Origin of the sequence: Amycolatopsis solani (assembly GCF_033441515.1) — a bacterium.
GTDB lineage: Bacteria > Actinomycetota > Actinomycetes > Mycobacteriales > Pseudonocardiaceae > Amycolatopsis > Amycolatopsis solani.
In genome coordinates, this window is the sequence record NZ_JAWQJT010000002.1 from 1225544 (window position 1) to 1249569 (window position 24026).

19 protein-coding genes are annotated in these 24026 nt (G+C 71.5%); 11 read left to right on the top strand and 8 right to left on the bottom strand.

Features of this window, described 5'->3' with window-relative positions; all coding sequences use genetic code 11:
- The first annotated feature begins 104 nt into the window (after nucleotides 1-104).
- A complete protein-coding gene (locus SD460_RS26205) occupies nucleotides 105-1643 on the top strand; it encodes a S8 family peptidase (protein ID WP_290056201.1) in 1539 nt (512 codons plus the stop codon).
- A gap of 40 nt (nucleotides 1644-1683) precedes the next feature.
- On the opposite strand, the gene SD460_RS26210 is transcribed toward SD460_RS26205, so the two are convergent.
- The 3 genes from SD460_RS26210 to SD460_RS26220 form a co-directional block, all read right to left on the bottom strand.
- The gene (locus tag SD460_RS26210) at nucleotides 1684-3129 is read right to left on the bottom strand and encodes a trypsin-like serine protease (RefSeq protein ID WP_290056200.1); all 1446 of its coding nucleotides are present in this window, start codon (nucleotides 3127-3129) and stop codon (nucleotides 1684-1686) included.
- Between the two features lie 89 nt (nucleotides 3130-3218).
- A complete protein-coding gene (locus tag SD460_RS26215) occupies nucleotides 3219-3644 on the bottom strand; it encodes a DUF6292 family protein (RefSeq protein ID WP_290056199.1) in 426 nt (141 codons plus the stop codon).
- A gap of 72 nt (nucleotides 3645-3716) precedes the next feature.
- Nucleotides 3717-4304 carry a TetR/AcrR family transcriptional regulator gene (locus tag SD460_RS26220; protein ID WP_290056198.1) on the bottom strand — a complete coding sequence of 196 codons (588 nt, stop codon included), beginning with the start codon at nucleotides 4302-4304 and terminating at the stop codon, nucleotides 3717-3719.
- A gap of 96 nt (nucleotides 4305-4400) precedes the next feature.
- Here SD460_RS26220 and SD460_RS26225 point away from each other — a divergent pair, with 96 nt between their 5' ends.
- The 6 genes from SD460_RS26225 (at nucleotide 4401) to SD460_RS26250 (ending at nucleotide 10340) form a co-directional block, all read left to right on the top strand.
- Nucleotides 4401-5450, top strand: coding sequence for an aldo/keto reductase (locus tag SD460_RS26225; RefSeq protein WP_290056197.1), 1050 nt, complete (start codon nucleotides 4401-4403; stop codon nucleotides 5448-5450).
- A 47-nt stretch (nucleotides 5451-5497) separates the two neighbouring features.
- Nucleotides 5498-6889: an FAD-binding oxidoreductase gene (locus SD460_RS26230; RefSeq protein WP_290056196.1), complete on the top strand. Its 1392-nt coding sequence runs from the start codon at nucleotides 5498-5500 to the stop codon at nucleotides 6887-6889.
- Nucleotides 6871-8166, top strand: coding sequence for an SAM-dependent methyltransferase (locus SD460_RS26235; RefSeq protein ID WP_290056195.1), 1296 nt, complete (start codon nucleotides 6871-6873; stop codon nucleotides 8164-8166). The genes SD460_RS26230 and SD460_RS26235 overlap by 19 nt, the downstream gene beginning before the upstream one ends.
- Before the next feature lie 90 nt (nucleotides 8167-8256).
- Nucleotides 8257-8460 (top strand): cold-shock protein, encoded by a 204-nt coding sequence (locus tag SD460_RS26240; protein ID WP_086680104.1) that lies wholly within the window; start codon nucleotides 8257-8259, stop codon nucleotides 8458-8460.
- Between the two features lie 349 nt (nucleotides 8461-8809).
- On the top strand, nucleotides 8810-9742 hold the full coding sequence (locus SD460_RS26245; protein ID WP_290056192.1) for an acyl-CoA desaturase: 933 nt from the start codon (nucleotides 8810-8812) through the stop codon (nucleotides 9740-9742).
- Between the two features lie 55 nt (nucleotides 9743-9797).
- On the top strand, nucleotides 9798-10340 hold the full coding sequence (locus tag SD460_RS26250) for a polysaccharide deacetylase family protein (protein ID WP_318306864.1): 543 nt from the start codon (nucleotides 9798-9800) through the stop codon (nucleotides 10338-10340).
- Here SD460_RS26250 and SD460_RS26255 read toward each other — a convergent pair.
- Entirely contained in the window at nucleotides 10330-11346 is a 1017-nt protein-coding gene (locus tag SD460_RS26255; protein WP_290056190.1) for an endo-1,4-beta-xylanase, read from the bottom strand. The two genes, SD460_RS26250 and SD460_RS26255, sit on opposite strands and share 11 nt — an antisense overlap.
- Nucleotides 11347-11425: 79 nt before the next feature.
- On the opposite strand from SD460_RS26255, the gene SD460_RS26260 reads away from it, so the two are divergent.
- Nucleotides 11426-12487, top strand: coding sequence for a LacI family DNA-binding transcriptional regulator (locus tag SD460_RS26260; protein ID WP_290056189.1), 1062 nt, complete (start codon nucleotides 11426-11428; stop codon nucleotides 12485-12487).
- A gap of 715 nt (nucleotides 12488-13202) precedes the next feature.
- Here SD460_RS26260 and SD460_RS26265 read toward each other — a convergent pair.
- The 4 genes from SD460_RS26265 to SD460_RS26280 are packed head-to-tail and all read right to left on the bottom strand — an operon-like array spanning nucleotide 13203 to nucleotide 19275.
- Nucleotides 13203-16127: a glycosyl hydrolase 115 family protein gene (locus SD460_RS26265; protein ID WP_318307211.1), complete on the bottom strand. Its 2925-nt coding sequence runs from the start codon at nucleotides 16125-16127 to the stop codon at nucleotides 13203-13205.
- A gap of 60 nt (nucleotides 16128-16187) precedes the next feature.
- Complete coding sequence (locus SD460_RS26270) at nucleotides 16188-17012, bottom strand: carbohydrate ABC transporter permease (RefSeq protein WP_290056187.1); 825 nt, start codon at nucleotides 17010-17012, stop codon at nucleotides 16188-16190.
- Entirely contained in the window at nucleotides 17012-17983 is a 972-nt protein-coding gene (locus SD460_RS26275) for a carbohydrate ABC transporter permease (RefSeq protein WP_318306865.1), read from the bottom strand. The genes SD460_RS26270 and SD460_RS26275 overlap by 1 nt, the downstream gene beginning before the upstream one ends.
- Nucleotides 17980-19275: an extracellular solute-binding protein gene (locus SD460_RS26280; protein ID WP_290056186.1), complete on the bottom strand. Its 1296-nt coding sequence runs from the start codon at nucleotides 19273-19275 to the stop codon at nucleotides 17980-17982. The genes SD460_RS26275 and SD460_RS26280 overlap by 4 nt, the downstream gene beginning before the upstream one ends.
- Nucleotides 19276-19408: 133 nt before the next feature.
- On the opposite strand from SD460_RS26280, the gene SD460_RS26285 reads away from it, so the two are divergent.
- From SD460_RS26285 to SD460_RS26295, 3 genes are read left to right on the top strand one after another with little or no spacing between them, the layout of a single operon-like run.
- Nucleotides 19409-20419, top strand: coding sequence for a LacI family DNA-binding transcriptional regulator (locus SD460_RS26285; RefSeq protein WP_318306866.1), 1011 nt, complete (start codon nucleotides 19409-19411; stop codon nucleotides 20417-20419).
- Nucleotides 20420-20451: 32 nt separating this feature from the next.
- The gene (locus tag SD460_RS26290) at nucleotides 20452-22749 is read left to right on the top strand and encodes a beta-xylosidase/alpha-l-arabinosidase (RefSeq protein WP_318306867.1); all 2298 of its coding nucleotides are present in this window, start codon (nucleotides 20452-20454) and stop codon (nucleotides 22747-22749) included.
- Nucleotides 22746-23969 carry an SGNH/GDSL hydrolase family protein gene (locus SD460_RS26295; RefSeq protein ID WP_318306868.1) on the top strand — a complete coding sequence of 408 codons (1224 nt, stop codon included), beginning with the start codon at nucleotides 22746-22748 and terminating at the stop codon, nucleotides 23967-23969. The genes SD460_RS26290 and SD460_RS26295 overlap by 4 nt, the downstream gene beginning before the upstream one ends.
- The last annotated feature ends 57 nt before the right edge of the window (nucleotides 23970-24026 follow it).

Below are 24026 nucleotides of genomic sequence, written 5' to 3' on the forward strand. Positions count from 1 at the left end.
GCTGCCTCGCTTGTTAGCGCAGGTGAGCCCACCCGACAGTGAGACGGCGGTGGCTCTCGGTCACCGCCCCGCGATTCACCTGTTCGAGTGAGTGGAGTCGAAGCATGCGCACAGTTCACCGCAAGGCGGGCGCCGTCGCCGCGGCGGTCGTGGCCGCGCTGGCCACCGCCGGCGTCGCGACCGCCGCGCAGCCGGAGGGCACCGTGGTCCCCGCCCGGCAGCACTACGGCGACCAGTACATCGTGGTGCTCGAGGACGGCCCGGCGCTCAGCGCGCCGGCTTCGCTCGCCGACCGGTACGGCGGCGAGGTCCGGTCGACGTACTCCCGGGTCCTGCACGGGTTCTCCGCCCGGCACCTCACCGCGCAGCAGGCGCGGCGGCTGGCCGCCGACCCGGCGGTGGCGGCCGTCTACGAGGACGGCACCGCGCGCGCCGCCGGGACGCAGACCAACCCGACCTGGGGCCTGGACCGCATCGACCAGGCGAACCTCCCCCGCGACAACTCCTACACCTACCCGAACACCGGTGAGGGCGTCACCGCCTACGACCTCGACACCGGGATCAAGCCGGACAACCCGGAGTACGAAGGCCGCGCGTCGATCGGCAAGGACTTCGTCGGAGGCAACGGGAGCGACTGCAACGGCCACGGCACGCACACCGCGGGCACGATCGGCAGCAAGACCTACGGCGTCGCGAAGAAGGTCAAGCTCGTCGGGCTCAAGGTGCTCGGCAACGACTGCTCCGGCAACGGCCCGGACTCCGCCGCGGTCGACGCGATCGAGTGGGTCACGGCCAACGCCGCCAAGCCCGCGGTGGCGAACATGAGCCTGACCATGGACCAGGTCGGGGTCGGCGACGACGCGATCAAGCGGTCGATCGCGGCCGGGATCGTCTACTCGGTGGCCGCGGGCAACAGCTCCACGGACGCGTGCGGCACCAGCCCGGCGCGCGTCCCCGAGGCGATCACGGTCAACGCCTCCGACGAGAACGACAACCGCGCGTCCTTCTCCAACTACGGCAGCTGCACCGATCTCTTCGCGCCGGGCAACAACATCACGTCGCTCGGGCTGTCCAACGGCAGCAGCGCGAACATGAGCGGCACGTCGATGGCGACCCCGCACGTCACCGGTGCGGCCGCGCTGTACCTGGCCGCGAACCCCGGCGCCACGGCCCAGCAGGTGCGGGACGCGCTCGTCGGCGGCGCGACCTCCGGCGTCGTCAAGAACGCCGGCAGCGGATCGCCGAACAAGCTGCTGAACGTGTCCTTCATCGGCGGTGGCACCCCGCCGTCGAAGTGCGGCGCCCGGTCGAACACGACACCGGTGGCGATCCCGGACGCCGGTGCCGCGGTCACCAGCTCGGTCACCCAGGACGGCTGTGACGGCAAGGCACCGGCCGCGCTGGCGGTGAAGGTGGACATCAGCCACACCTACACCGGTGACCTGGCCGTCGACCTGATCGGGCCGGGCGGCACGGTCTTCCCGCTGCACAAGGCCGGCGGGAGCGGCTCCTCGGCGGGCCTCCACACCACCTACACGGTGAACGCGGCGGCGGAAACCGCGAACGGCACCTGGCAGCTGCGGGTCCGGGACGTCTTCCGCTTCGACACCGGCACGCTGGACGGCTTCACGATCACCTTCTGACGCCGGAACGGGGAGGCCACAGCCTCCCCGTTCCCCGTCCTCATCGGACGGTCAGCGTGTACTTCGCCGTCGCCGTCTTGCCGGTGGAGTCCTTCGCGGTGACGGTGACCGGGTAGGTCCCGCGCTGGAACGGGCCGGCCACCTGCATCCGCGACGTCCCGGCGCCGTTCACCGTGGCGGGGGTGAAGAACGGGGCGAACGCAAGCCCGGACGCCGACAGCGTCACGGTGCCGGTGCCGCCGGACACGGTGACCGTCGCGGTGGTGAAGAAGCCGGGCTGCACGGTCCCGCTCCCCGGGTCGACGCTGACCTCGAGGTCACCGGTGGGCGGCGTCCCGGTGCCGACGGTCAGGGTCAGCTTCGCGGTCGCCGTCCCGCTCGGACCGGTCCCGGTGATCGTGACCGGGTAGTCCCCCCGCGGGGTGCTCGCGGACGTTTCGATCGTCAGCTTCGCGGTGTCGCCCGAGGTGATCGACGCGGGCTGGAACGTCGCCTTCGCACCGTCCGGCAGGCCGGACGCGGCGAGGTCGACCTTTTCCGGGCCGTTCTTCCCGGCGGTGCTCGTCACCGACGCGGAGACGTACTTGCCGGGTTCGGCCTGCACCGTGCCCGGCGTGACCCCGAGGCCGAACGTCTCCGGCGGCGTGCCGTCGCCGATCTGCTGCTTCACCCAGTCGCCCATGTCGTTGTTCAGGCGGCCGTAGACGCTGTACCACTTGAAGTCGCTGCGGCTCCACGAAGCGACGCCGGCGACCTTGCCGTCGACGAGCAGCGGCCCGCCGCTGTCGCCGGGCAGGATCGTGACGTGGCCGTCGGCGTAGCCGCTGCAGATCATGGTGGCTTCCTGGAACCCGGCGCCGACCCCGCTGCAGTTGCTCCCGGCCACGATCGGCAGGCTGAACTTCGCCAGCGTGACGTCGCGGGTGTTGTCGTTGAAGTCCTTCTTGCCGTAACCGAGGCCGAGCCCGGTCTTGCCCGGCTTGTTCAGGTCGGTGTCGGCCGAGGTCGCGACCTTCGCGTACTGCCCACCCGGCACCGGGACGTCCCGGTCGGTGGTCACCACCGCGACGTCGTAGCCCTGGTCGAAGTTGACGTACTTCGGGTGCGTGTCGTAGCTGACGACGCCGATCGGCGTGCCGCCGCCGGCGCTGAGGTCGTCGAGCCCGTAGAGGAACGACTTCTGGCCCTCGGCCGCCTTGCAGTGGGCGGCGATGAGGATCTTGCGCGGGGCGACGACCGAGCCGGTGCAGGTCTGGCCGAGCGGCCGCGACCCGCCTTCGCGCAGCCCGGCGACGATGAACGGGTAGTCCTCGACCGACGCGGGCGTCCCGCCGACCGAAGACGGCGAGACGTCCGCGGGCAGCGGCGTCCCGCCGAGCGGGGTGACCGCGGGTGGCGTGGCGTCCGCGTGCGCGGCGGGCACGGCGAACAGCGGGAGGGCGAGGACGGCGGCGAACGCGCCCAGCAAGCGTTGTCTCGGGTTCACGGCAGCTCCTTTTCGAGGTTGCTGCCGGTCACTTTCCGGTGACGCCGGGTAGAAGAACAACCGGGGAGCCGCCCCGTACGGCTACGGAACTATTGCCGCGCGAGCAGGGCGCTCAGCAGCTGTTCGTGGTCGCCCGCTTCGCGCAGCGCCGGCGCTTCGGACGGGCCCGCGCCCGGGTCGCCCGCGCGCACGGCGGCCAGGAACCGCACCACCGCACGGGGTTCGGGGACGGCTTCGCCGCCGAGGTGGGCCAGCACCGTCGAAGGGTCGCCCGCCGTGCCCTCGATCGCCGCGGCCCAGCCGTGCCGTTCGTCCCAGACGAGGGCGAGGTCGTGGCCGGGGAAACGGGCCGGCCGCCAGTCGAGGGCGACGTAGGCCGCGGCCGGCGTGCCCGCGTCGGAAGCACAGGATTCCGGCCCGACGCCGACGGCCTTGGCGACCGCCTCCACGTAGCCGCGCAGCTCCCGCTCGAACGAGAACTCGGTGTCGGGGCCGAACTCGATCGGAATGCTCAACGCCGCCTCGCTTTCCCCAGTCCGCGGCGGAGCTCCGCGGTTCGGACGGCGAGTACCCCGTCGTGACGGCGGTCAATCGCGCCGCCGGAGTGGGACCGGGGGTGCCGACAGCCCGGTAAACACCGCGGCGATCAGCCGCCGCCCCTGCGCCTCGCCCGCGTCGTCGTCGGCCACCCGCCACAGGAAGCTCATGAGCATGATGATGTCCGCCGGGTCGTGGCCCGGCGCGATCGTGCCTTCCGCCACGCAGGCGTCGACGAGCTTCTTCACCGCCGCGGTCGCCGGCGCCCACGAAGCGCTGATGAGGTCCTGGGCCGCGGCGCTGTGCAGGGCGTCGCCCAGCCCGTGCTTGAGGCGGATGTAGCCGGCGAGGGTCTCGAACCACTCGACGAACGCCGCCTTCGCGGACGCCTGCCGGGCCAGCACGGCGTCCGCCTCGGCGGTCAGGCGCTCGATGTCGTGCTGGTAGGCCGCCAGGATCAGGTCCTCGCGGGACGGGAAGTGCCGGTACAGCGTCCCGGCGCCGACGCCCGCGTGCTTGGCCACCTCGCTCAGCGGCACCAGCGGGTCGGCCGCGAACAGCTCGTGGGCGGCTTCGATGATCGCGACCCGGTTGCGCGCGGCGGCCTTGCGCTGAGTGCCGTACGTCCCGTCGGTCATGCCCCGATCATGCCCCATCTTTGACACGCGGAGAATCCTCCGCTAGTTTCGAACTCGCGGAGAATCCTCCGCATGTTCCTCTGGCAGGAGAACCCCATGCGTTACGTGAAGCTCGGCACCACCGGACTGGACGTCTCCCCCGTCGCGATCGGCGCGATGACCTACGGCGAGCCCGACCGCGGCCACCCGGTCTGGTCACTCGGCGAGGCGGACGCGCGCCCGCTGATCAAGCACGCGCTCGAAGCGGGCATCACCTTCTTCGACACCGCGAACATGTACTCGAACGGCTCCAGCGAGGAGATCCTCGGCCGCGCGCTGAAGGACTTCGCGGACCGCGACGAAGTGGTGATCGCCACCAAGCTGCGGCACCCGATGCGCCCCGGCCCGAACGGCAAGGGGCTCTCCCGCAAGGCGATCATGACCGAGGTGGACCACTCGCTGCGCCGGCTCGGCACCGACTACATCGACCTCTACCAGGTGCACCGCAACGACCACGCCACGCCGCTCGAGGAGACCCTCGAAGCACTGAACGACCTGGTCAAGGCAGGCAAGGTGCGGTACCTGGGCGCGTCGTCGATGCACGCATGGGAATTCGCGAAGGCCCTCCACACGCAGCGGGCGCACGGCTGGGCGCGGTTCGTCTCCATGCAGGACCACTACAACCTCCTGCACCGCGAAGAGGAGCGCGAGATGATCCCGCTGTGCCTCGACGAAGGCGTCGGCACGATCATCTGGAGCCCGCTCGCCCGCGGCCGCCTGGCGCGGGCCTGGGACGACGCCAGGTCCACCGCGCGGTCCGGCACCGACGGCGCCTTCGCCGACCTGCTCTACGCCCCCACCGAGGAAGCGTCGAACCGCGCGATCGTCGACGCCGTCGGGAAGGTCGCCGCGGAACGCGGCGTGAGCCGCGCGCAGATCGCGCTGGCTTGGCTGCGCCGTCAGCCCGTGGTGACCGCGCCGCTGGTGGGAGCGGGTTCGGTGGCCCAGATCGACGACGCCGTCGCGTCGCTGGACGTCGTGCTCTCCGACGACGAAGTGCGCGCGCTGGAGGCGCCCTACACCCCCCGTTACGACTGGCAGGGCATCTCCGACGAAGCGGAGCTGGACGCGATCCGCGCCCGCATCCCCGGTATGGCACTGAAGTAGGCACCCGGCACAGTGCGCCCGCCAGGGACGTGAGGCAGGATCGAGACGTGACCATCGATCAGGCCGGGGTGCCCGAAGCCCGTCCGGGCCCGGCGTTCCCCGAGCACGAAGCCCGCGTCGACGCCTTGCGCCGGCAGCTCACCGAGATCAGCGGCGAAGCCACCGTCCGGCTGGCGAAACGCACCTCGAACCTGTTCCGCTCGCGGGCCGCCACGCGGCACCCGGGCCTGGACGTCTCCGGGTTCAGCCACGTGCTGCGAGTCGACCCCGCGACCCGCACCGCCGACGTCGAGGGGATGGTCACCTACGAGCAGCTCGTCGACGCCACCCTGCCGCACGGGCTGATGCCGCTGGTCGTGCCCCAGCTCAAGACCATCACCCTCGGCGGCGCGGTCACCGGGCTCGGCATCGAGTCCTCGTCGTTCCGCAACGGCATGCCGCACGAGTCGGTGCTCGAACTCGAGATCCTCACCGGTGACGGCCGCATCGTCGTCGCCACGCCGGACAACGAGCACAGTGCCCTCTTCCACGGCTTCCCCAACTCCTACGGCACCCTCGGCTACGCGCTGCGGCTCAAGATCCTGCTCGAACCGGTCAAGCCGTACGTCGAACTGCGCCACGTCCGCTACCACGACCGGGACAGCTTCTTCCGCGCGCTGGGCGAGGTGTGCGCGAACGGCGAGCAGGACTTCGTCGACGGCACGGTCTTCGGTCCCGACGAGCTCTACCTGACGCTGGGTACCTTCACCGGATCCGCGCCGGAAACCAGCGACTACACCTGGCTGGACATCTACTACCGGTCCATCCGGGAGCGGGAGACCGACCACCTCACCGTCCGCGACTACCTCTGGCGCTGGGACACCGACTGGTTCTGGTGCTCGCGGGCGTTCGGCGTGCAGCACAAGCTGCCGCGGCTGCTGCTCGGGCGCCGCCTGCTCCGGTCGTCGGTGTACTGGAAGGCCGTCGCGCTCGACCGCCGGTTCAAGATCGCCGAGCGGCTGCTCAAGCTCCGGCGCCTGCCGCCGGAGGAAACCATCGTGCAGGACATCGAGGTGCCGCTGGCGAGGGCCGCGGAGTTCCTCGAGTTCTTCGAGCGGGAGATCCCGATCAGCCCGGTCTGGATCTGCCCGCTGAAGCAGCGCCCGGGCGGCGTTCGCTGGCCGCTGTACGAGCTCGACCCGGCCGAGCTCTACGTCAACTTCGGGTTCTGGTCGTCAGTACCCCTCGACCCGGGCGAGCGCGACGGTGTGCACAACCGGATGATCGAAGCCGAGGTCACCCGGCTCGGCGGGCACAAGTCGCTCTATTCGGACAGCTTCTACTCCGAAGACGAGTTCTGGCGGCTCTACAACGGTGACGCCTACGCCGAGCTCAAGCGGGCCTACGATCCGGGCGAGCGGCTGCTCGGCCTCTACGAAAAATGCGTCCGCCGCCGCTGAAAGGAACGAACGTGACCCAGGCAAGCACCACGGTCGGCGAAGTCTTCGAGCGGCTCCTCGGCCCTCGCGCCACCGTGTCGATCACCGCCTACGACGGCAGCAGCAGCGGCCCGGCCGACGCACCCGTGGCCATCCAGGTCCGGTCGCCGCTGGCGCTGGACTACCTGATGTCCTCCCCCGGCGACCTCGGCCTCGCCCGCGCGTACGTCGCCGGCGCGCTGGACGTCACCGGCGACCTCTACACCGCGCTGCACGCGCTGTCGGCCCAGGTCGACCAGCTCACCGCGGCCGACCGGCTGTGGCTGCTGCGCAAGCTCGGCCCCGGCCACCTGCGGCTGGTCAAGCCGCCCGCCGAGGAGCACCCGAGCCGGTTCCGCCGCGGGCTGACCGCGCTGCGCCATTCGAAGGAACGCGACAGCGAGGCCATCGCCAGCCACTACGACGTCTCCAACCGGTTCTACGAGCTGGTCCTCGGCCCGTCGATGGCCTACACCTGCGCGGTGTTCCCGACCGCGGACGCCTCCCTGGAGGAAGCGCAGGCCAACAAGTTCGACCTGGTCTGCCGCAAGCTCGGCCTGCAGCCGGGGATGCGGCTGCTCGACGTCGGCTGCGGGTGGGGCGGCATGGTCGCGCACGCCGTCCGGCACTACGGCGTCGAGGCCATCGGTGTCACACTTTCGCGTGAACAAGCGCAGTGGGCGCAGAAGAACATCGTCGCACTCGGCCTCGCGGACCGCGCCGAAATCCGGCACCTCGACTACCGGGACGTCACCGAAACCGGGTTCGACGCGATCTCCTCGATCGGCCTGACCGAGCACATCGGGGCCCGCAACGTGCCCGGCTACTTCCGCTTCCTGGCGGCCAAGCTCAAGCCGCACGGGCGGCTGCTCAACCACTGCATCACCAACCCGGACAGCAGCGTCGCCCACCGCTCGCGCGGGTTCATCGACCGCTACGTCTTCCCGGACGGCGAGCTGGAGGCGCCGGGCGAGATCGTCACGGCCATGCACGACAGCGGCCTGGAGGTCCGGCACTCGGAGAACCTGCGGGAGCACTACGCGCTGACGCTGGCCGGGTGGTGCGAGAACCTCGCCGAGCACTGGGACGAGGCCGTCGGCGAGGCGGGCGCCGGGCGCAGCCGCGTGTGGGCGCTCTACCTCGCGGCCTGCCGGCTGGCGTTCGAACGGCGGGAGATCGAGCTGCACCAGGTGCTCGGGGTGCGCACCGACAGCGCCGGCGGCATGGGTATGCCGCTGCGCCCCGACTGGGGGGTTTGACCCGGGTACGGGGAGTAGTGCGAGAATGGGCTCGAGACCGGGACGTCCGAACGGGACGCTCCGGCTCACTAACAAAGAGTAGGTATTGGTATGGCTCAGGGCAGTGTCAAGTGGTTCAACGGTGAAAAGGGCTTCGGCTTCATCGCCCAGGACGGCGGGGGTCCGGACGTGTTCGTCCACTACTCCGAGATCCAGGGCACCGGCTTCAAGTCGCTCGACGAGGGCCAGCGCGTCGAGTTCGAAATCGGCCAGGGCCAGAAGGGCCCGCAGGCCCAGCGCGTCAGCGTCATCTGAGCCACGAGGCACCTGAAGGCCCCCGCCCACTGGGCGGGGGCCTTCTTTCGTCCGTGCCGCCACGCGCGGCCACACTGCGGATTCACAACGATCGGGTAACGTGGGACGGGACGAGAGCATCCTCGTGAGCCGGCGTCCGGGCCGGCCGCGCTCTCGCGTCCGAGGCCGTCGACCTCGTCCGGCGGCTTCGCCCCGGCCGCGGCGAGGCCCCGGACCACCGGGCCGATCGCCGGCAGGAGCGGCGCAGCGCCCGGCCCACCGCAGACCGCTGATCGCCGGGTGATCCCGCTCCCCGGCCTCCCGCGCGAGGCCCCGTCCCGCGCGCCGAGATCCTCGAATCGAGTAGTGCATGACCGCCTCCGTGAAGGCTCCCCGCCCGGTACCCAAACCCGTGCTCTCCGGCCGCCAGACCGTCGCCGAGCTGATCACCATCCGCACGTTCCTGCTGGTTCCCTTCGTCGCGCTCGCCGCCGCCGTCCCGGTGTTCTGGGGCTGGGGCGTCAGCTGGCTGGACCTCACCATCGGCGGCGCGTTCTTCGTGGTGTCGACGCTCGGCGTGACCGTCGGCTACCACCGCTACTTCACCCACGGCGCCTTCCGCGCGAAGCGGGCGCTGCGGATCGCGCTGGCCATCGCCGGCGGCCTCGCGGCGCAGGGCCCGGTGATCGGCTGGGTCGCCGACCACCGGCGGCACCACGCCTTCTCCGACCGCGAGGGCGACCCGCACTCGCCGTGGCTGTTCGGCACCTCCGCGGTGGCGCTCGCCCGCGGGTTCTGGCACGCCCACATGGGCTGGCTGTTCGGCCGCGACAAGACCAACGTCGACCGGTTCGCCCCGGACCTGGCGGCCGACCGCGACCTGCGCGTCGTCGACCGGCTGTTCCCGCTGTGGGTGGTGGTGAGCCTGCTGCTCCCGCCGCTGCTCGGCGGCCTGCTCACGCTCTCGTGGTGGGGCGCGCTGACCGCGTTCCTCTGGGCGGGCCTGGCGCGGATCTCCTTCCAGCACCACGTGACGTGGTCGGTCAACTCGATCTGCCACATGATCGGCGAGCGCCCGTTCGCCAGCCGTGACCGCTCGGCGAACTTCTGGCCGCTGGCGATCCTGTCGATGGGCGAGTCCTGGCACAACACCCACCACGCGGACCCGACGTCGGCCCGCCACGGCGTCCTGCGCGGCCAGATCGACGTCTCGGCCCGGGTGATCTGGGCGTTCGAGAAGCTCGGCTGGGCGTGGAACGTCCGCTGGCCGACCCCGAAGCGGCTCGCCGCACTGGCCCGCTGACGAAACCCCGCCGAAAGTCCTTGCCACCGCGGCCGCGCCGGGTGACCTTGACCGGGTGAACGCAGTCGCGCTGACCTTCGACGACGGCCCGTACCCGTCGACCACGCCGGCCCTGCTGGCCGCCCTCGGCGAGGTGCGGGCGACGTTCTTCCTGTGGGGCGAGCACGCGGCGGCGCACCCGGACCTGGTGCGGGCGATCGCCGCCGCGGGCCACGGCATCGGCAACCACACGTGGACGCACCCGCGGCTCACGTCGCTGGACACCGCCGCCCGCGACCGGGAGGTCCGCCGGACGCAGGAGCTGCTGACGGCGTTGACCGGCATCCGCCCGGAGCTGTTCCGGCCGCCTTACGGCGACACCGATCCGGCCGTGGCGGCCGTCGCGGCCGGGCACGGGCTCACCGAGGTGCTGTGGAGCGTCGACACCCGCGACTGGGCGGGGTGTTCCGCAGACGAGATCGTCACCGCGGCTTCGGCGGTGGAGCCGGACGGCGTCGTGCTGATGCACGAAGGCCGCCCGGCCACCGTCGAGGCGGTACCCCGCATCCTCGCGGCGCTCGCCGCCCGGGGCCTGCGTCCCGGTCCGGTCAGGGGTTGATGCGGGTGTAGGCCGGTTTCGGGCGCAGGTTCTCGTCGAACAGGCAGGCCGCGCCCTCGCCCGGGAACACGTCCGGCACCCAGGAGTGCCGGTCCGTGAAGCCCCACGTCGTGAACTCGACGCAGCGGCGGACCGCCTGGCAGCCGTCCCACAACTGGCCGAAGTAGCTCGCCTGGGTGGCGAGCCTCGCCGGGTCGGCCGGGGTCGGGATGCGGACGTCCGCCTCCGTGATGGCGACGTCCACGCCGAGCTTCGCCAGCCGCGCCAGGTTGGCCCGGTACTCCGCCGGGAAGCCGTACTGGGTCGACAGGTGCGCCTGGACCCCGACGCCGCCGATCGGCACGCCCTGCCGCCGCAGTGTCTTCACCAGGTCGTACACGGCGTCGCTCTTGGGGTTGCGGCCTTCGATGTTGTAGTCGTTGATGTAGAGCGTCGCCTTCGGGTCGGCCGCGTGCGCCCAGCGGAAGACGTCGGCCACGAAGCCGTCCCCGAGCTTCTGCCGGAACACCGTGTCGCGCCGCGTGCCGTCCTCGTTGAAGATCTCGTTGACGACGTCCCAGGCACGGATCTTCCCGCGGTACCGCTTCACTTCCGTGGTGATGTGGTCCTTGAGGACGCGGCGCAGCTCGTCGGCGGGCAGCGCGGCCACCCAGTCGGGCAGCTGCGAGTGCCAGACGAGCGTGTGCCCGCGGATCGTCTTGTGGCGCTGCTGGGCGTACTGGACGATCGCGTCCGCGCCCGACCAGTCGTACTGCCCGCGAACGGCCTCGACGGTCCCCCACTTCATCTCGTTCTCGGGCGTGACGTTGTCGAATTCCCGGGTCAGCACGGCCCGGTAATCGGGTTCGGACGCCAGGTACGACGCGGCCACCGCGCTGCCGACGTACCGGTTCGTGGTGTATTGCAGCGGAACCGACGCGGAAGCCGCCGGCGCCTGCCACACCGCGATACCGGCGACGGCCGCGAGCACCACCAGCGCGCGTTTCTTCGGAATTCTTCTCAGCATCCTGATCCTTCCGTTGACAATGTCGTGCCGAAACTTTCGAGCATTTCAAATCAGGTTTCGATGACCTAGAATATCCCTCATGACAACGAAGTCCGAGGATCTCGAGCCGACCGCGTCCCGGGTCACGATCGCCAGGATCGCCGCCGAGACCGGCGTTTCCGTGCCGACAGTTTCGAAAGTGCTGAACGGTCGCCCCGACGTCTCCGAAAGCACCCGGGCCCGGGTGGAAGCGGTCATCGGGAAATACGGCTACCGCCGCCGGGCCGACGAACGGTCCCGCCGTTCGAGATTGCTGGAACTGATGTTCCACGAACTCGAAAGCACGTGGGCGCTCGAAATCATCCGCGGGGTCGAGTGCGTCGCCCGCGAAAACGGAATGGCGGTCGTGCTTGCGGAATCGTCGGGACGGCACACGCCCGGCCAGAGCTGGCTGGAGAGCGTCCTCGCCCGCCGTCCGGTCGGCATCGTGTCGGTGTGCTCGGACTTCACCGGCGGGCAGCTGGCCAAGCTGCGCGCCCGCGACATCCCGCTGGTCGTCGTCGACCCGGCCGGCGCCCCGGGCCCGGAGACGCCCTCGATCGGGGCCACGAACTGGCAGGGCGGCCTGACCGCGACCCGTCACCTGGTGGAGCTGGGGCACCGCCGGATCGCGATGATCGGCGGCCCGGAAGGGGTGCTGTGCAGCCGGGCGCGGATCGACGGCTACCGCACGGCACTGGAGACGGCGGGCCTGGCGTTCGACCCGGCCCTGGTCCGCCGCGGCGATTTCCACGTCCGCTCGGGTTACCGCGAGCTGGCATCACTGCTCACCCTCCCCGACCGCCCGACGGCGGTGTTCGCGGGCAGCGACCTGCAGGCCCTCGGCGTGTACGAGGCCGCCCGCGGCGCGGGCCTGCGCATCCCGGACGACCTGAGCGTGGTGGGTTTCGACGACCTGCCGATCGCCCGCTGGCTGACCCCGGAGCTGACGACGATCCGCCAGCCCCTGCAGGAAATGGCCGCGGCGGGCGCGCGCCTGGCGATTTCGCTGGCCCGCGGGGTCCACCCGGAGAGCCACCGGGTGGAGCTGGCGACGAGCCTGGTGGTCCGCCACAGCACGGCGGCGCCCGCCCGCGAAGTCCTTCCGGCCGGCGTGCGGTGACCGGGAGGGGTGGCGAGGGTCGCCCGCCACCCACGAGAGGGTGCGGCCACCCGCGGCACGCCCGCGACAGCAACTCCTGCGCGGCGCCTCGGGTCGGGGCGACGAGCCGCACGAGACCTCACGGAGGGCGAAGCGGAGCGAGCAGACACCCCCACCGCGAACCGCCACCCACGAGCGGGTACGGCCGGACCGCCCAGCCGCCGCACGCCCGCGACAGCAACCCCCGCGCGCCCACTCGCGTCGGTGCCGCGGGCCGCACGAGACCTCGCGGCGGGCGAAGCGGGCCGAGTAGCCACCCCCACCGCGAACCGGCGCCCGCAATCAGATGCGGCCGGACCGCCCAGCCGCCGCACGCCCGCGACGGCAACTCCCGCGCGGCGCCTCGGGTCGGCGCAGCGGGCCGCACGAGACCTCTCGGCGGGCGAAGCGGGGCGAGCAGCCACATTCACCGCGGGCCAGCACCCGCGGGCAGGCGCAGCCGATCCGCCCAGCGGCCGCACGCCCGCGACGGCAACCCCCGCGCGCCCACTCGGGTCGGCGCAGCGGGCCGCACGAGACCTCACGGCGGGCGAAGCGGGCCGAGCAGACACCTTCACCGCGGGCCAGCACCCGCAGGCAAGTGCGGCCGGACCGCCCAGCCGCCGCACGCCCGCGACGGCAACCCCCGCGTCGCGAGGCCGCCCGAAGCCTCCCCCTGGTCGATTCCGGGCCCGGCTCATCCCGGCCACCGCATGCTCTCCGGCGGGCCCAGGTAACTCGGCCGCAGCCCACCCGTGTCCACCACCAGCTTCTGCAGCACCACCGCCGGGTCCACCATCCAGAACTTCAGCACGTGCGGGCCCGCCTCGGTCACCACGTGCGCCGTCGACGTCAGGTTCACGTTGTCCGACGTCGTCCGCTCCCACTGGCGGTTCATCGCCGTGTCGTCGGCGCCCGTGGCCTTCGTGATGTTCACGACCTGCGGGTCCGCGTCGTCGAACGAGACCGCGTAGCGCAGGCCGTCGCCCGTCAGGACGTTACTGCGCGGGGAAAGGCGGGCCCACACCGTGACCGGGCCGGTCGTGAACAGCGTCATCCGGTACTCCAGGCGCGGTCCCGTTCCCGGGGCCCGGCTCGCCGCCGTCACCGGGAACGGGGTCATGCCCAGGTCCGGGATCCGCCGCCACGACGTACCCGACGCGCCGACGTTCGCGCTGCAGTGCCCGGCCTCGACCGACACGTACCCGCCCGCCTCGACGAAGCCGCGGCGCCACGGGGCCGGCAGGTCCTCGTGCCGCACCACCGCGTCCACCACCACCGACGAGCCGGCGCCGGACACCGTGATCGGCACCGTCGTCGTGCCCCGGGGCGCACGGGCCCAGTCGATGCGCACGGTCATCCGCAGCTCCTCCTCCACCCGTCCGCCCCGCGGCTCGACCCGCACCCACGACGCTCCCGGCGTGACCGTGCAGCGGAACGGCGTCCGCCCGCGGTTGAACACGTCGATGTACTGCGCCGGCGCGCTTTGCCACGGGCTGAACTCCGGCAGCACCGGCCGTCCCGCGGCCCCCGGCCACGCCTCGAGGGACCCGTCGACCGCCACCCCCAGCGAAGCCGCCGAAGGGACGTCGATGCGGCGCACCGCCGGGAAGATCACGTCCGGCAGGGCCACGTTGTTCAGCTCCGGCTGCTGCCAGGGCGCGTTCGGGCCGTACCGCTCGACGTCGCCGTAGTCGATGTGCGGCTGGGTCTGGAAGCCCTTCCACTTCCCGCCCGCGACGCCGGTGTTGTACTTCGCCGCCAGCGCCAGGTCGTCGGCGAACCGGGCTTCGGTCACCGCCGCGAGCCCGTTCGCCGAAGCCCGCCCCTGGGCCGCATACAAGAGGTTCGTGAACTCCGCGCGCCGCAGCGCGTAGAGGTTCGCCGACGCCTCGACTTCGTACAAAACCAGTTCGTAGTAGGCGTCCCGGAAGGACGCGGGCACCGAGATCCGGGCGGCCCGCGCCGCCAGGTCCTGCCACTCCGCGGTGACCCGGTCCAGCTCGCCGTAGTTCTCCAGGCTGAACGGCGTCGCCTGGTCGTCGTAGGTGATCGTGCCGTCCGGGGCCAGGGTGATCCGCCGGTTCAGCAGCTCGGGCTTGCGCCGCGACTGCAGCCGCCCGTAGTCGTGCAGCACGCCAGCGATCTCGGCCGCCAGTGCCGGGCCGAAGTTCTCCGCGGCGAACTCCCGCTCCCAGGCGGGCAACCGCGAAACGGGCCAAGCCGACGGGTTCCAGGCGTAATCGAGGAAGAACTGCAGCGGCAGCTCGTTGCCCTTCATGTCGCCGACGTTGGCCACCCACAGCCGGTCGTTCCCGTAGGCGGTGGCCTGGTTCAGCTGCTCCCACGTGTTGGCGAGCAGCGCCGTGTCGACCCACTTGTAGTTGCGCCCGCCCCCGACGTAGTCGAAGTGGTAGTAGAGCCCGTACCCGCCCGGGTGCGGCGGCAGCGAGAGGTCCGGCTGCTTGCGGATGTTGCCCCAGTTGTCGTCGGTGAACACGACGATCACGTCGTCCGGCGGCCGCAGTCCCTTCGCCCAGTACCGCTGGACCTCCTTGTAGAGCGTCCACACCTGCGGGACGTCGGTGCTCAGCTCACGCGCGAGGATGTCCCGCTCGGCCGCGAGGATTTCGCGCATCAGCTCGATGCCGTCGCCGTCGGGCAGGCTGACGTCGCCGTTGCCGCGCATGCCGAGCGTGACGACGCCTTCGAAGCCCTCGCGCGCCATCCGGCGGATGCCGTCGGTCCAGTACGCCTTGATGGCGTCCCCGTTGCGCCGGAAGCTCCACTCCCCCGTGCCGCCGTACGGATCGTGGCCCGGCGTCGCGTGCCGGTTCCACTCCTCGATGCCGCGCATCATCGGCGCCTCGTGCGAGGTGCCCATGACGACGCCGTACTCCTTCGCCGTGGCGTGGTTGAGCGGGTCGTCCTCGGCGAAGGCGCGCCCCCACACCGCCGGCCACAGGTAGTTGGCCCGCAGCCGCAGCAGCGTCTCGAACACCTTGGCGTAGAACAGGCGGTTGAAGCCGCCCGGGTAGCCCGGCGCGAGGCCCGGCCCGAAGTACTCCGGCGCCCAGGTGCCGAGCGCCGGGTTCTCGTCGTTGATGAAGAACCCGCGGTACTTGACGTGCGGGGTGCCGAGGCTGAACCGCTCCCCCGGCAGGTGCAGTTCCGCCTGGCGCCGCGGGGGCACGTCGGCCCACCAGTACCACGGCGAAACGCCGATCCGCCGCGAAACCTCGTAGACGCCGTAGATCACGCCGCGCTGGTCGCTGCCGGTGAGCACGAGCCGCCCGTCGACGACCTGGCTCAGCGACGTCTCCCACTTCCCCGCGATCCCCGCCACGTCCAGGCGACCGGCCGCGACCAGCGCGTCGACCGCCGGGCTGTGCCCGAGCGTGCCGACCAGCACCACCGGCCCGTGGTCCGGGACGGAACCCGACACCACCGGGCGGACGCCGGTGACGCGTTCGACGTCGGCCGCGAGGTCGCCCACGACCCGGCGGACCCCCGGCAGATCACCAGAACTCACGACGATGGTCGCGGCCTTTCCCCGCGACACCAAGGGAAATCCGGTACCGGCCTCGGCGAGGCCCGGCAGGGCCGAACCGGCTCCGGCCACGGCGAGCAACTGCAAGAAGGTACGGCGATGGACCTCCGACAGCACGTCAGACCTCCTGAATCAGCCCTTCACGGATCCGGTCAGCCCGCCGACGATGCGCCGTTCGGCGAGCACGAAGAACGCGAGCGCCGGGATCATCGACAGCGCGGTGAACGCGAGCACGCGGGCGGTGTCCTGGGAGTACTGGGACTGGAAAGTCGCGACGCCGAGCGGGAGCGTGAAGTGCGCGGAGTCGTTGAACACGAGCAAGGGCAGCAGGTAAGCGTTCCAGCTGGTGACGAAGGCGAGCACGGCGACCGTGGTCAGGGCCGGCGTCGAGAGCGGCAGCAGGATCCGCCAGAAGAAGCCGAGCCGGGTGGCGCCGTCGAGCACGGCGGCGTCCTCGAGCTCGCCGGGGATGGCGTGCATGAACGGCCGCAGGATCACGATCGTGACCGGCAGCGAGAACGCCGCCTCGGGGATCGCGACCCCCCAGAAGCTTTCGAGCATGCCCAGCTGCCGCAGCCACAGGTACAGCGGCAGCGTCGCCACGGTGAGCGGGAACAGCAGGCCGAGCGTGAACAGCGTGTACAGCGCCTCCCGGCCCTTGAACTGGTACCGCGAAAGCGCGAACCCGGCCATCGAGCCCAGCCCGACCGCGACGGCGGTGGCGATCACCGCGATCAGCGCGCTGTTGCCGAGGAACGTCCAGAACGCGCTCGAGCCGAGCACCGAAGCGTAGTTGTCCGTGACCCAGGGGCCGGGCAGCCCGGCCGGGTCGGAGTTGATCTGGGCGTTGGTGCGGAACCCGCCGAACACCACGAACAGCAGCGGCACCACGGTCACCCCGAGCACGACGATCGCCGCGAGGTACCCCGTCGCCATGCCGAACCTGCGCGAGCGCATCAGCCCACCATCCTGGTCAGGGCGCCCTGGGTGTCGCGGCGCAGCGCGAACCGCTGGTACAGCAGGGCGAACACGAAGCAGATGACGAAGAGGATCACCGCGACGGCCGAGCCGAACCCGAACTCGTAGCGCTTGAAGCCGTGGTCCACCAGGTAGGTCGCCATCGTCGTCGACGCGTTCGCCGGCCCGCCCGTGGTCATGATCCACACGATGTCGAACAGCTGCAGGGACCCGATCACCGACAGGAAGATCCAGATCCGGATCGTCGGCCCGAGCAGCGGCAGCACGACGTGCCGGGTGATCTGCCAGGCCGACGCGCCGTCGAGCGCCGCCGCTTCGCGCAGCTCGGCGGGCACGCCCTGGAGACCGGCCAGCAGCAGGATGATGCCGAAGCCGACGTACTTCCAGGTGATCACCGCGAACAGCGTGTAGAGCACGATGCCCGGGTCGGCCAGCCACTGGTGGACCAGGCCGCCGAGCCCGGCGCCCTTGAGCACCTGGTCGGCGAACCCGTTCGGCTGGAGCATGAGCACCCAGATCACCGCGGTGATCGCCTCGGACAGCACGTACGGCGCGAACACCAGCGCCCGCAGCACCGCGCGTCCGCGCAGCTTCCGGTTGAGCAGCATCGCCAGCCCGATCGACAGCGGCAGCTGCACGACGATCGACAGGCCGGCGATGATCAGGTTGTGCACGATCGCGCCCTGGAACACGCCGCCTTTGAAGGCGTCGGCGTAGTTGTCGAGACCGATGAAGTCGTCGAGCGGGCCGAAGCCGTTCCACTCGAACAGGCTGTAGAACGCCGCGATCCCGATCGGCACCAGGACGAAGCCGACGAACACCAGCAGGGCCGGCCCGAGCAGGAGCGCCAGCTCGAGCCGTTTGCCGAGGCCGGACCGTTTCGCCCGGCGGCCCGGCGCCGGTGCGGACGGCCGCGCCGCCGTCCGCACCGGCGTCGTCGCCGTGGTCACTTGTTGCCCGCCGCGGCCTGGTTGACGGCGGTCACGATGCCTTCGGGGGTGCCCTGGCCGGCGAACATGTTCGCCACCGCGTCGTTCAACGCCGCACCGACCGCGGTCGGGAACGCCCGGTCGAAGTACATCTGCAGGTACGGCGCCTTCGTGCCGTAGTCGTAGACGGCCCGCAGCGTGTCGGTCTTCAGCGACTTCGCCGCGACGGTGTTGACGGGCAGGCCCGCCCCCTGGGCCGCGAGCTGCGTCTGCACCGGCTCGGTGCCCAGGTACTGCAGGAAGTCCGCGCACGCCTTCGACGCGCGGGTGGTGCAGGCGAACCCGTCACCGCCGCCGAGCACCGCCGCCGGGTCGCCCTGCCCGCCCGCCACGGACGGGAACGGGAACCAGCCGACCTTCGAATCCAGCTGCTTGTCCTCGGTCAGCGACGACATCGTGCCGGGTTCCCAGTCGCCCTGTAGCTCCATCGCCGCCTTGCCGTTGGCGACCAGGCCGGCGGAGCTGCCCGCGCCCTGCTGCGCCGGCGTACCGGCGAACCCGGTCTGGAAGGGCTGCGTGGCCAGGAAGTTCTTCAGGTCCTGCCCGGCCTTCGTCCAGCACGGGTCTTCGAGCTTGACCGCCTTCACCGACTGCTTGAGCACGTCGATGGAGCATTCGCGGATCGCGAAGTAGTTGTAGTAGAAGGCGTCGGGCCAGCGGTCCTTGCCGCCGACCGCGATCGGCGCGATGTTTTTGGCCTTCAGCTGCGTGACGGCGGTGTTCAGCTCGTCCATCGTCTTCGGCGGGGTGGTGATCCCGGCCTGCTGGAAGAGGTCCTTGCGGTACCAGAAGCCGACGAAGTGCTGCTCGAACGGTACGCCGTACTGCTTCCCGTCGACCTGCCAGTTCTCCCCGAACTTTCCGGTGGTCTGGGTGATCCACGGCTTCGTGAACTCGGTGATGTCGGCGACCTTGCCCGAGGTGATCTGGGAGGCCAGGTCACCGGCGCCCCAGGACTGGTAGACGTCCGGCGGCTCGGCACCCTGCAGCGCGAGCGGGACCTTCGTCGGGAAGTCCTCGTTCTGCAGCGGCTGGGCCTTGATCGTGACGTCCGGGTGCGCCTGGTGGTAGTCGGCGACGACCTTCTCCCAGATCGACTTGATCGGGTCGGTGGTGCCGTTGTGCCACCACGTGAGGGTGACCGGCCCGCTCGGCTGCGCGGGCGCTTCGGTCCCGCCGCTGCACGCCGAAAGGGCGAGCGGGACGACGGCGGCCAAGGCCGCGAGGACGGGGATTCTGTGCTTCGCGAACATCGTGGGTCCACTCCTGACGACTTCGGCCGAGTTGGACGGGGCGCGACTGCGCCCGGGTTGGCGAAGAGTTTGCTCCGGGGCAAATCGGATGTCAATCGTTGTCGATAACGTTTTACATGGCTAGTCTGAGCCGATGCAGCCCAGCTCGAGGGTGACCATCCGTGACGTCGCGGCGCGTGCCGGTGTCTCGGTGGCCACGGTTTCCAAAGTGATCAACGAGCGCTACGGCGTTTCCGCCGCGACGCTCGCCCGTGTCCGCGCGGTCATCGAAGAACTCGGCTACGAGGCCAGCCTCGTGGCCCAGAGCCTGAGAAACCACCGGACCAACGTCATCGGGATCCTGGTCGCCGACCTCGAACCGTTCTCGACCGAGCTGCTCAAGGGAGCCGCGGACGCCATCCGCGGCAGCGGTTTCGAGCTCGTCGTCTACTCCGCCGGCGGACGCACCGGCGATCCGGCGGGCTGGGAAAAGCGCTACCTCTCACGCCTTTCCGGCACCCTCGTCGACGGCGCCGTGCTGGTCACGCCCGCCGTGTCGCTGGAAGCCGTGCCCGGCACGCCGGTGGTCGCGGTCGACCCGCACACCGGCCCGTCCCACCTGCCGACCATCGACTCCGACAACCTCCGCGGCGCGCAGCTGGCCACCGAGCACCTGCTGGAGCTCGGGCACCGGCGGATCGCGTTCCTCTCCGGGCGGCCCGACCTCGAATCGGCGTCGCTGCGCAAGGCGGGCTACCTGCGGGCACTCGCGGCCGCGGGCGTGCCCGCCGACGAAAACCTGATCCGGATCGGCGCCTACGACCCGGAGATCTCCGCGGCCTCCGCGCACGACCTGCTGACCGGCCCGGACCGCCCGACCGCGGTCTTCGCCGCGAACGACATCTCGGCCATCGCGACCGTCGGCGCCGCCCGCGAGCTCGGGCTTTCGGTGCCGGACGACCTGTCCGTCGTGGGTTTCGACAACGTCCCCGAGTCCGCGCTCTGCAGCCCGCCACTGACCACAGTGGACCAGCCGATCCGCGAGATGGGCCGCCGGGCGATCAGCGTGCTCATCGCGCTGATCAACGGCGAAGAGGTCGAGCGCACCCACGTCACCCTCGACACCGGCCTCGTGGTGCGGCACTCGACCCGGGCCCTCTCCTGACTCTCTTTCCTGACAAACGGAAGGCGGAAGCCTTGACAACCCAGCCCACCACGGCGCCGGAGCCGTGGCGCGACGCCAACGCCGACCCGGGCGAACGAGTCCGCACGCTGCTTTCGCGCATGACGCTTCGCGAAAAGCTCGCCCAGCTCTACGGCGTCTGGGTCGGCATCGACTCCGGCGGTGAGATGGCCCCGCACCAGCACGAATTCGTCGACCCGGCCCTCGACTTCGACGACCTGGTCCGGCACGGCATCGGGCAGCTGACCCGCGTGTTCGGCACCCGCCCGGTCGACCCGGTGATCGGCGCGCGCAGCCTGGCGCGCACCCAGCGGCAGATCGTGGCCGGCAGCCGGTTCGGGATCCCCGCCGTGGTGCACGAGGAATGCCTGACCGGGCTGGCGGCCTGGCAGGCCACGATCTACCCGGCGCCGCTGTCGTGGGGTGCGACGTTCGACCCGGACCTCGTGCGCCGCATGGCAACGCGGATCGGCCTGACCATGCGCGGCCTCGGCGTGCACCAAGGGCTGGCGCCGGTCCTCGACGTCGCCCGCGACCTGCGCTGGGGCCGCGTCGAGGAGACCATCGGCGAGGACCCGTACCTGGTCGGCACGATCGGCAGCGCCTACGTCGCCGGGCTCGAATCGGCCGGCATCGTCGCGACCCTCAAGCACTTCGTCGGCTACTCGGCTTCACGCGCCGGGCGCAACCTGGCGCCGGTTTCGGCCGGGCCGCGGGAGATCGCGGACGTCCTGCTCCCGCCGTTCGAGCTGGCGCTGCGCGCGGGGGCCCGGTCGGTGATGAACGCCTACACCGACACCGACGGCGTCCCGTCCGCCGCCGACGCCACGCTGCTGACCGGCCTGCTGCGGGACACCTACGGCTTCGACGGCACGGTCGTCGCCGACTACTTCTCGGTGGCGTTCCTGCACCGGCTGCACGGCGTCGCGGCCGACCGCGGCGACGCCGCCGGGCAGGCGCTCACCGCGGGCATCGACGTGGAACTGCCCACCATGGACTGCTACGGCGAGCCGCTGCTCGCCGCGGTGGAGGGGGGTGCGGTCGACGCCGCCGCCGTCGACCGCGCCCTCGAACGGGTGCTGCGGCAGAAGTGCGAGCTGGGCCTGCTCGACGCGGACTGGACACCCGAGGTGCCGGAGGAGATCGACCTCGACGACGCCGCCTCACGGGCGCTGGCACGCGAGGTGGCCGAAAAGTCGATCGTGCTGCTGCACAACGACGGCACGCTCCCGCTCGCGGCGGGCGCGAACCTCGCCGTGGTGGGGCCGCGCGCGGACGCGGCGGGCGCGATGCTCGGCTGCTACTCGTTCCCGCTGCACGTCGGCGTCCACCACCCCGACGTCCCGTTCGGCGTTTCGGTGCCGACCGTGGTGGAGGCCTTGCGGTCTTCGCACGACGTCACCTACGCCCTCGGCTGCCCGGTCACCGGCGGGGACGATGACGGGATCGCGGAAGCCGTGGCGGCGTGCGCCGACGCGGCGGTCTGCGTGGCCGTGCTGGGCGACCGGGCCGGGCTGTTCGGCGGCGGCACGTCCGGCGAAGGCTGCGACGCGCCCGACCTGCGGCTGCCCGGCCGGCAGGAGGAACTGCTGGACGCCCTGCTGGACACCGGCAAGCCGGTCGTCGTGGTGCTGCTTTCGGGGCGGCCGTACGAGCTTTCCCGCCAGCTCCCCCGGCTGGCCGCGGTGGTGTGCGGGTTCTACCCCGGTGAGGAGGGCGCGCCGGCGCTGGCGGACGTCCTCACCGGACGGATCGACGCGGCCGGCCGCCTGCCGGTGAGCTTCCCGGCGGCCGGCGCGAGCCAGCCGTCGACCTACCTCGCGGCGCCGCTCGCCCGGCGCAGCGAGGTCAGCACGGTCGACCCCACTCCCCTGTTCCCGTTCGGCCACGGCCTTTCCTACGCACCGGTGACCTGGCTGGACGTCAGCGCGACGGGCTCGCTCTGGCCGACCGACGGGGTCTGCCGGGTCCGGGTGACGCTGCGCAACGACCACGAGCGCGAGACGTCCGAAGTCGTCCAGGTGTACCTGCACGACCCGGTGGCCGAGGTCGCGCGGCCGGAGCGCCAGCTGATCGCGGCCCGCCGCGTCACGGTGGCCCCGGGTGCGACGGCGGTGCTGGACATCGGGTTGCACGCGGACCTGACGTCCTACACCGGCCGGGCCGGCCGCCGCCAGGTCGACCCGGGCGACGTCGAGCTGCGCGTGGGGACTTCGAGCGAACAGATCGTCGCCACCCTGCACTGCACGCTGACCGGGCCGCGCCGGCACGTCGGCTTCGACCGGGTCCTGGCCCCGGAGTTCTCGTTGTGAGACGCACTTCGCTGATCGCGGTGCTGGCGCTGCTGACCGCGTTGTTCGTGGGCGCCTCGGGCCGTCCGCCGTCGTCGCACTGGGTGGCGACGTGGACGGCCATGCCGCAGCTGACCGAGCCGTCGAACCTGCCGCCGGCGCCGTACACGGGCACGGACCGGGTGCTGGACAACGCTTCCCTGCGGCAGACGGCGCACGTCACGGCGGGCGGGCCCCGGATCCGCCTGCGGTTTTCGAACGCCTTCGGCGGCGCGCCGCTGCCGCTTTCGGCGGTCACGGTGGCACGGCCGGTGGCCGGTGCCGCCGGGGTGTCCTCGGTCGTCCCGGGCAGCGTGCTGCCGGTGACGTTCCACGGCAAGGCGGCCACGGTCGTGCCGGTGGGCGCGCAGGTGGTCTCGGACCCGCTCCCGTTCCCGGTGCGGCCCTTCGAGAACATCACCGTGACGACGTACCTGGCGCGGGGCCAGGCTTCCCTCGCGATCACCTCGCACCCGGGGTCGCGGACGACGTCGTACCTGGTGCCCGGCGACCAGGTGGCGGCGGCGGATCTGACCGGCGCGACCCCGGTGGACCACTGGTACTTCCTGAGCGGAGTCGAAGTGCTGTCCCCGGTTTCGGCGGTGGCGATCATCGGCGACTCGCTGTCCGACGGCCGCGGCTCGACGACGAACGGCAACGACCGCTGGCCCGACGTCCTCGCCGCACGGGTGCCGACGGCGGTGCTCAACCAGGCCGCGGGCGGCAACCGCGTGCTGCAGGACGGCCTCGGCCCGAACGTGCTCGCGCGCCTGGACCGCGATCTGCTAGCCCAGAGCGGTGTTTCCCGGGCGATCGTGTTCGAGGGCGTCAACGACATCGGCACGGCCACCCCGGCCGACGCCGCGGACGTGGCCGGGCAGCTGATCGACGCCTACGACCAGATCCTGGTCCGCGCCCACGCCGCCGGCATCGACGTCTACGGCGCGACGCTGACCCCCTTCGGCGGCAACACGGCTTACGACGCACCGGAGCGCGAAGCGGCACGGCAGCGGGTGAACGCGTGGATCCGCGAGCCCGGCCATTTCGACGCGGTTCTGGACTTCGATCGCGTGGCCCGCGACCCGGCGCTCCCAGCCCGGCTGCTGCCCGCCTACGACGTCGGTGACCACCTGCACCTCAACCCCGCCGGATATCGCGCGGTGGGTTCGAGCGTTCCCGCGCACCTATTCCGGACCGGCTGAAAGAAATGTCCACGAGCCGGAAAGTGGACAATTCTTGGACGCCATTTCCGGCCGGTC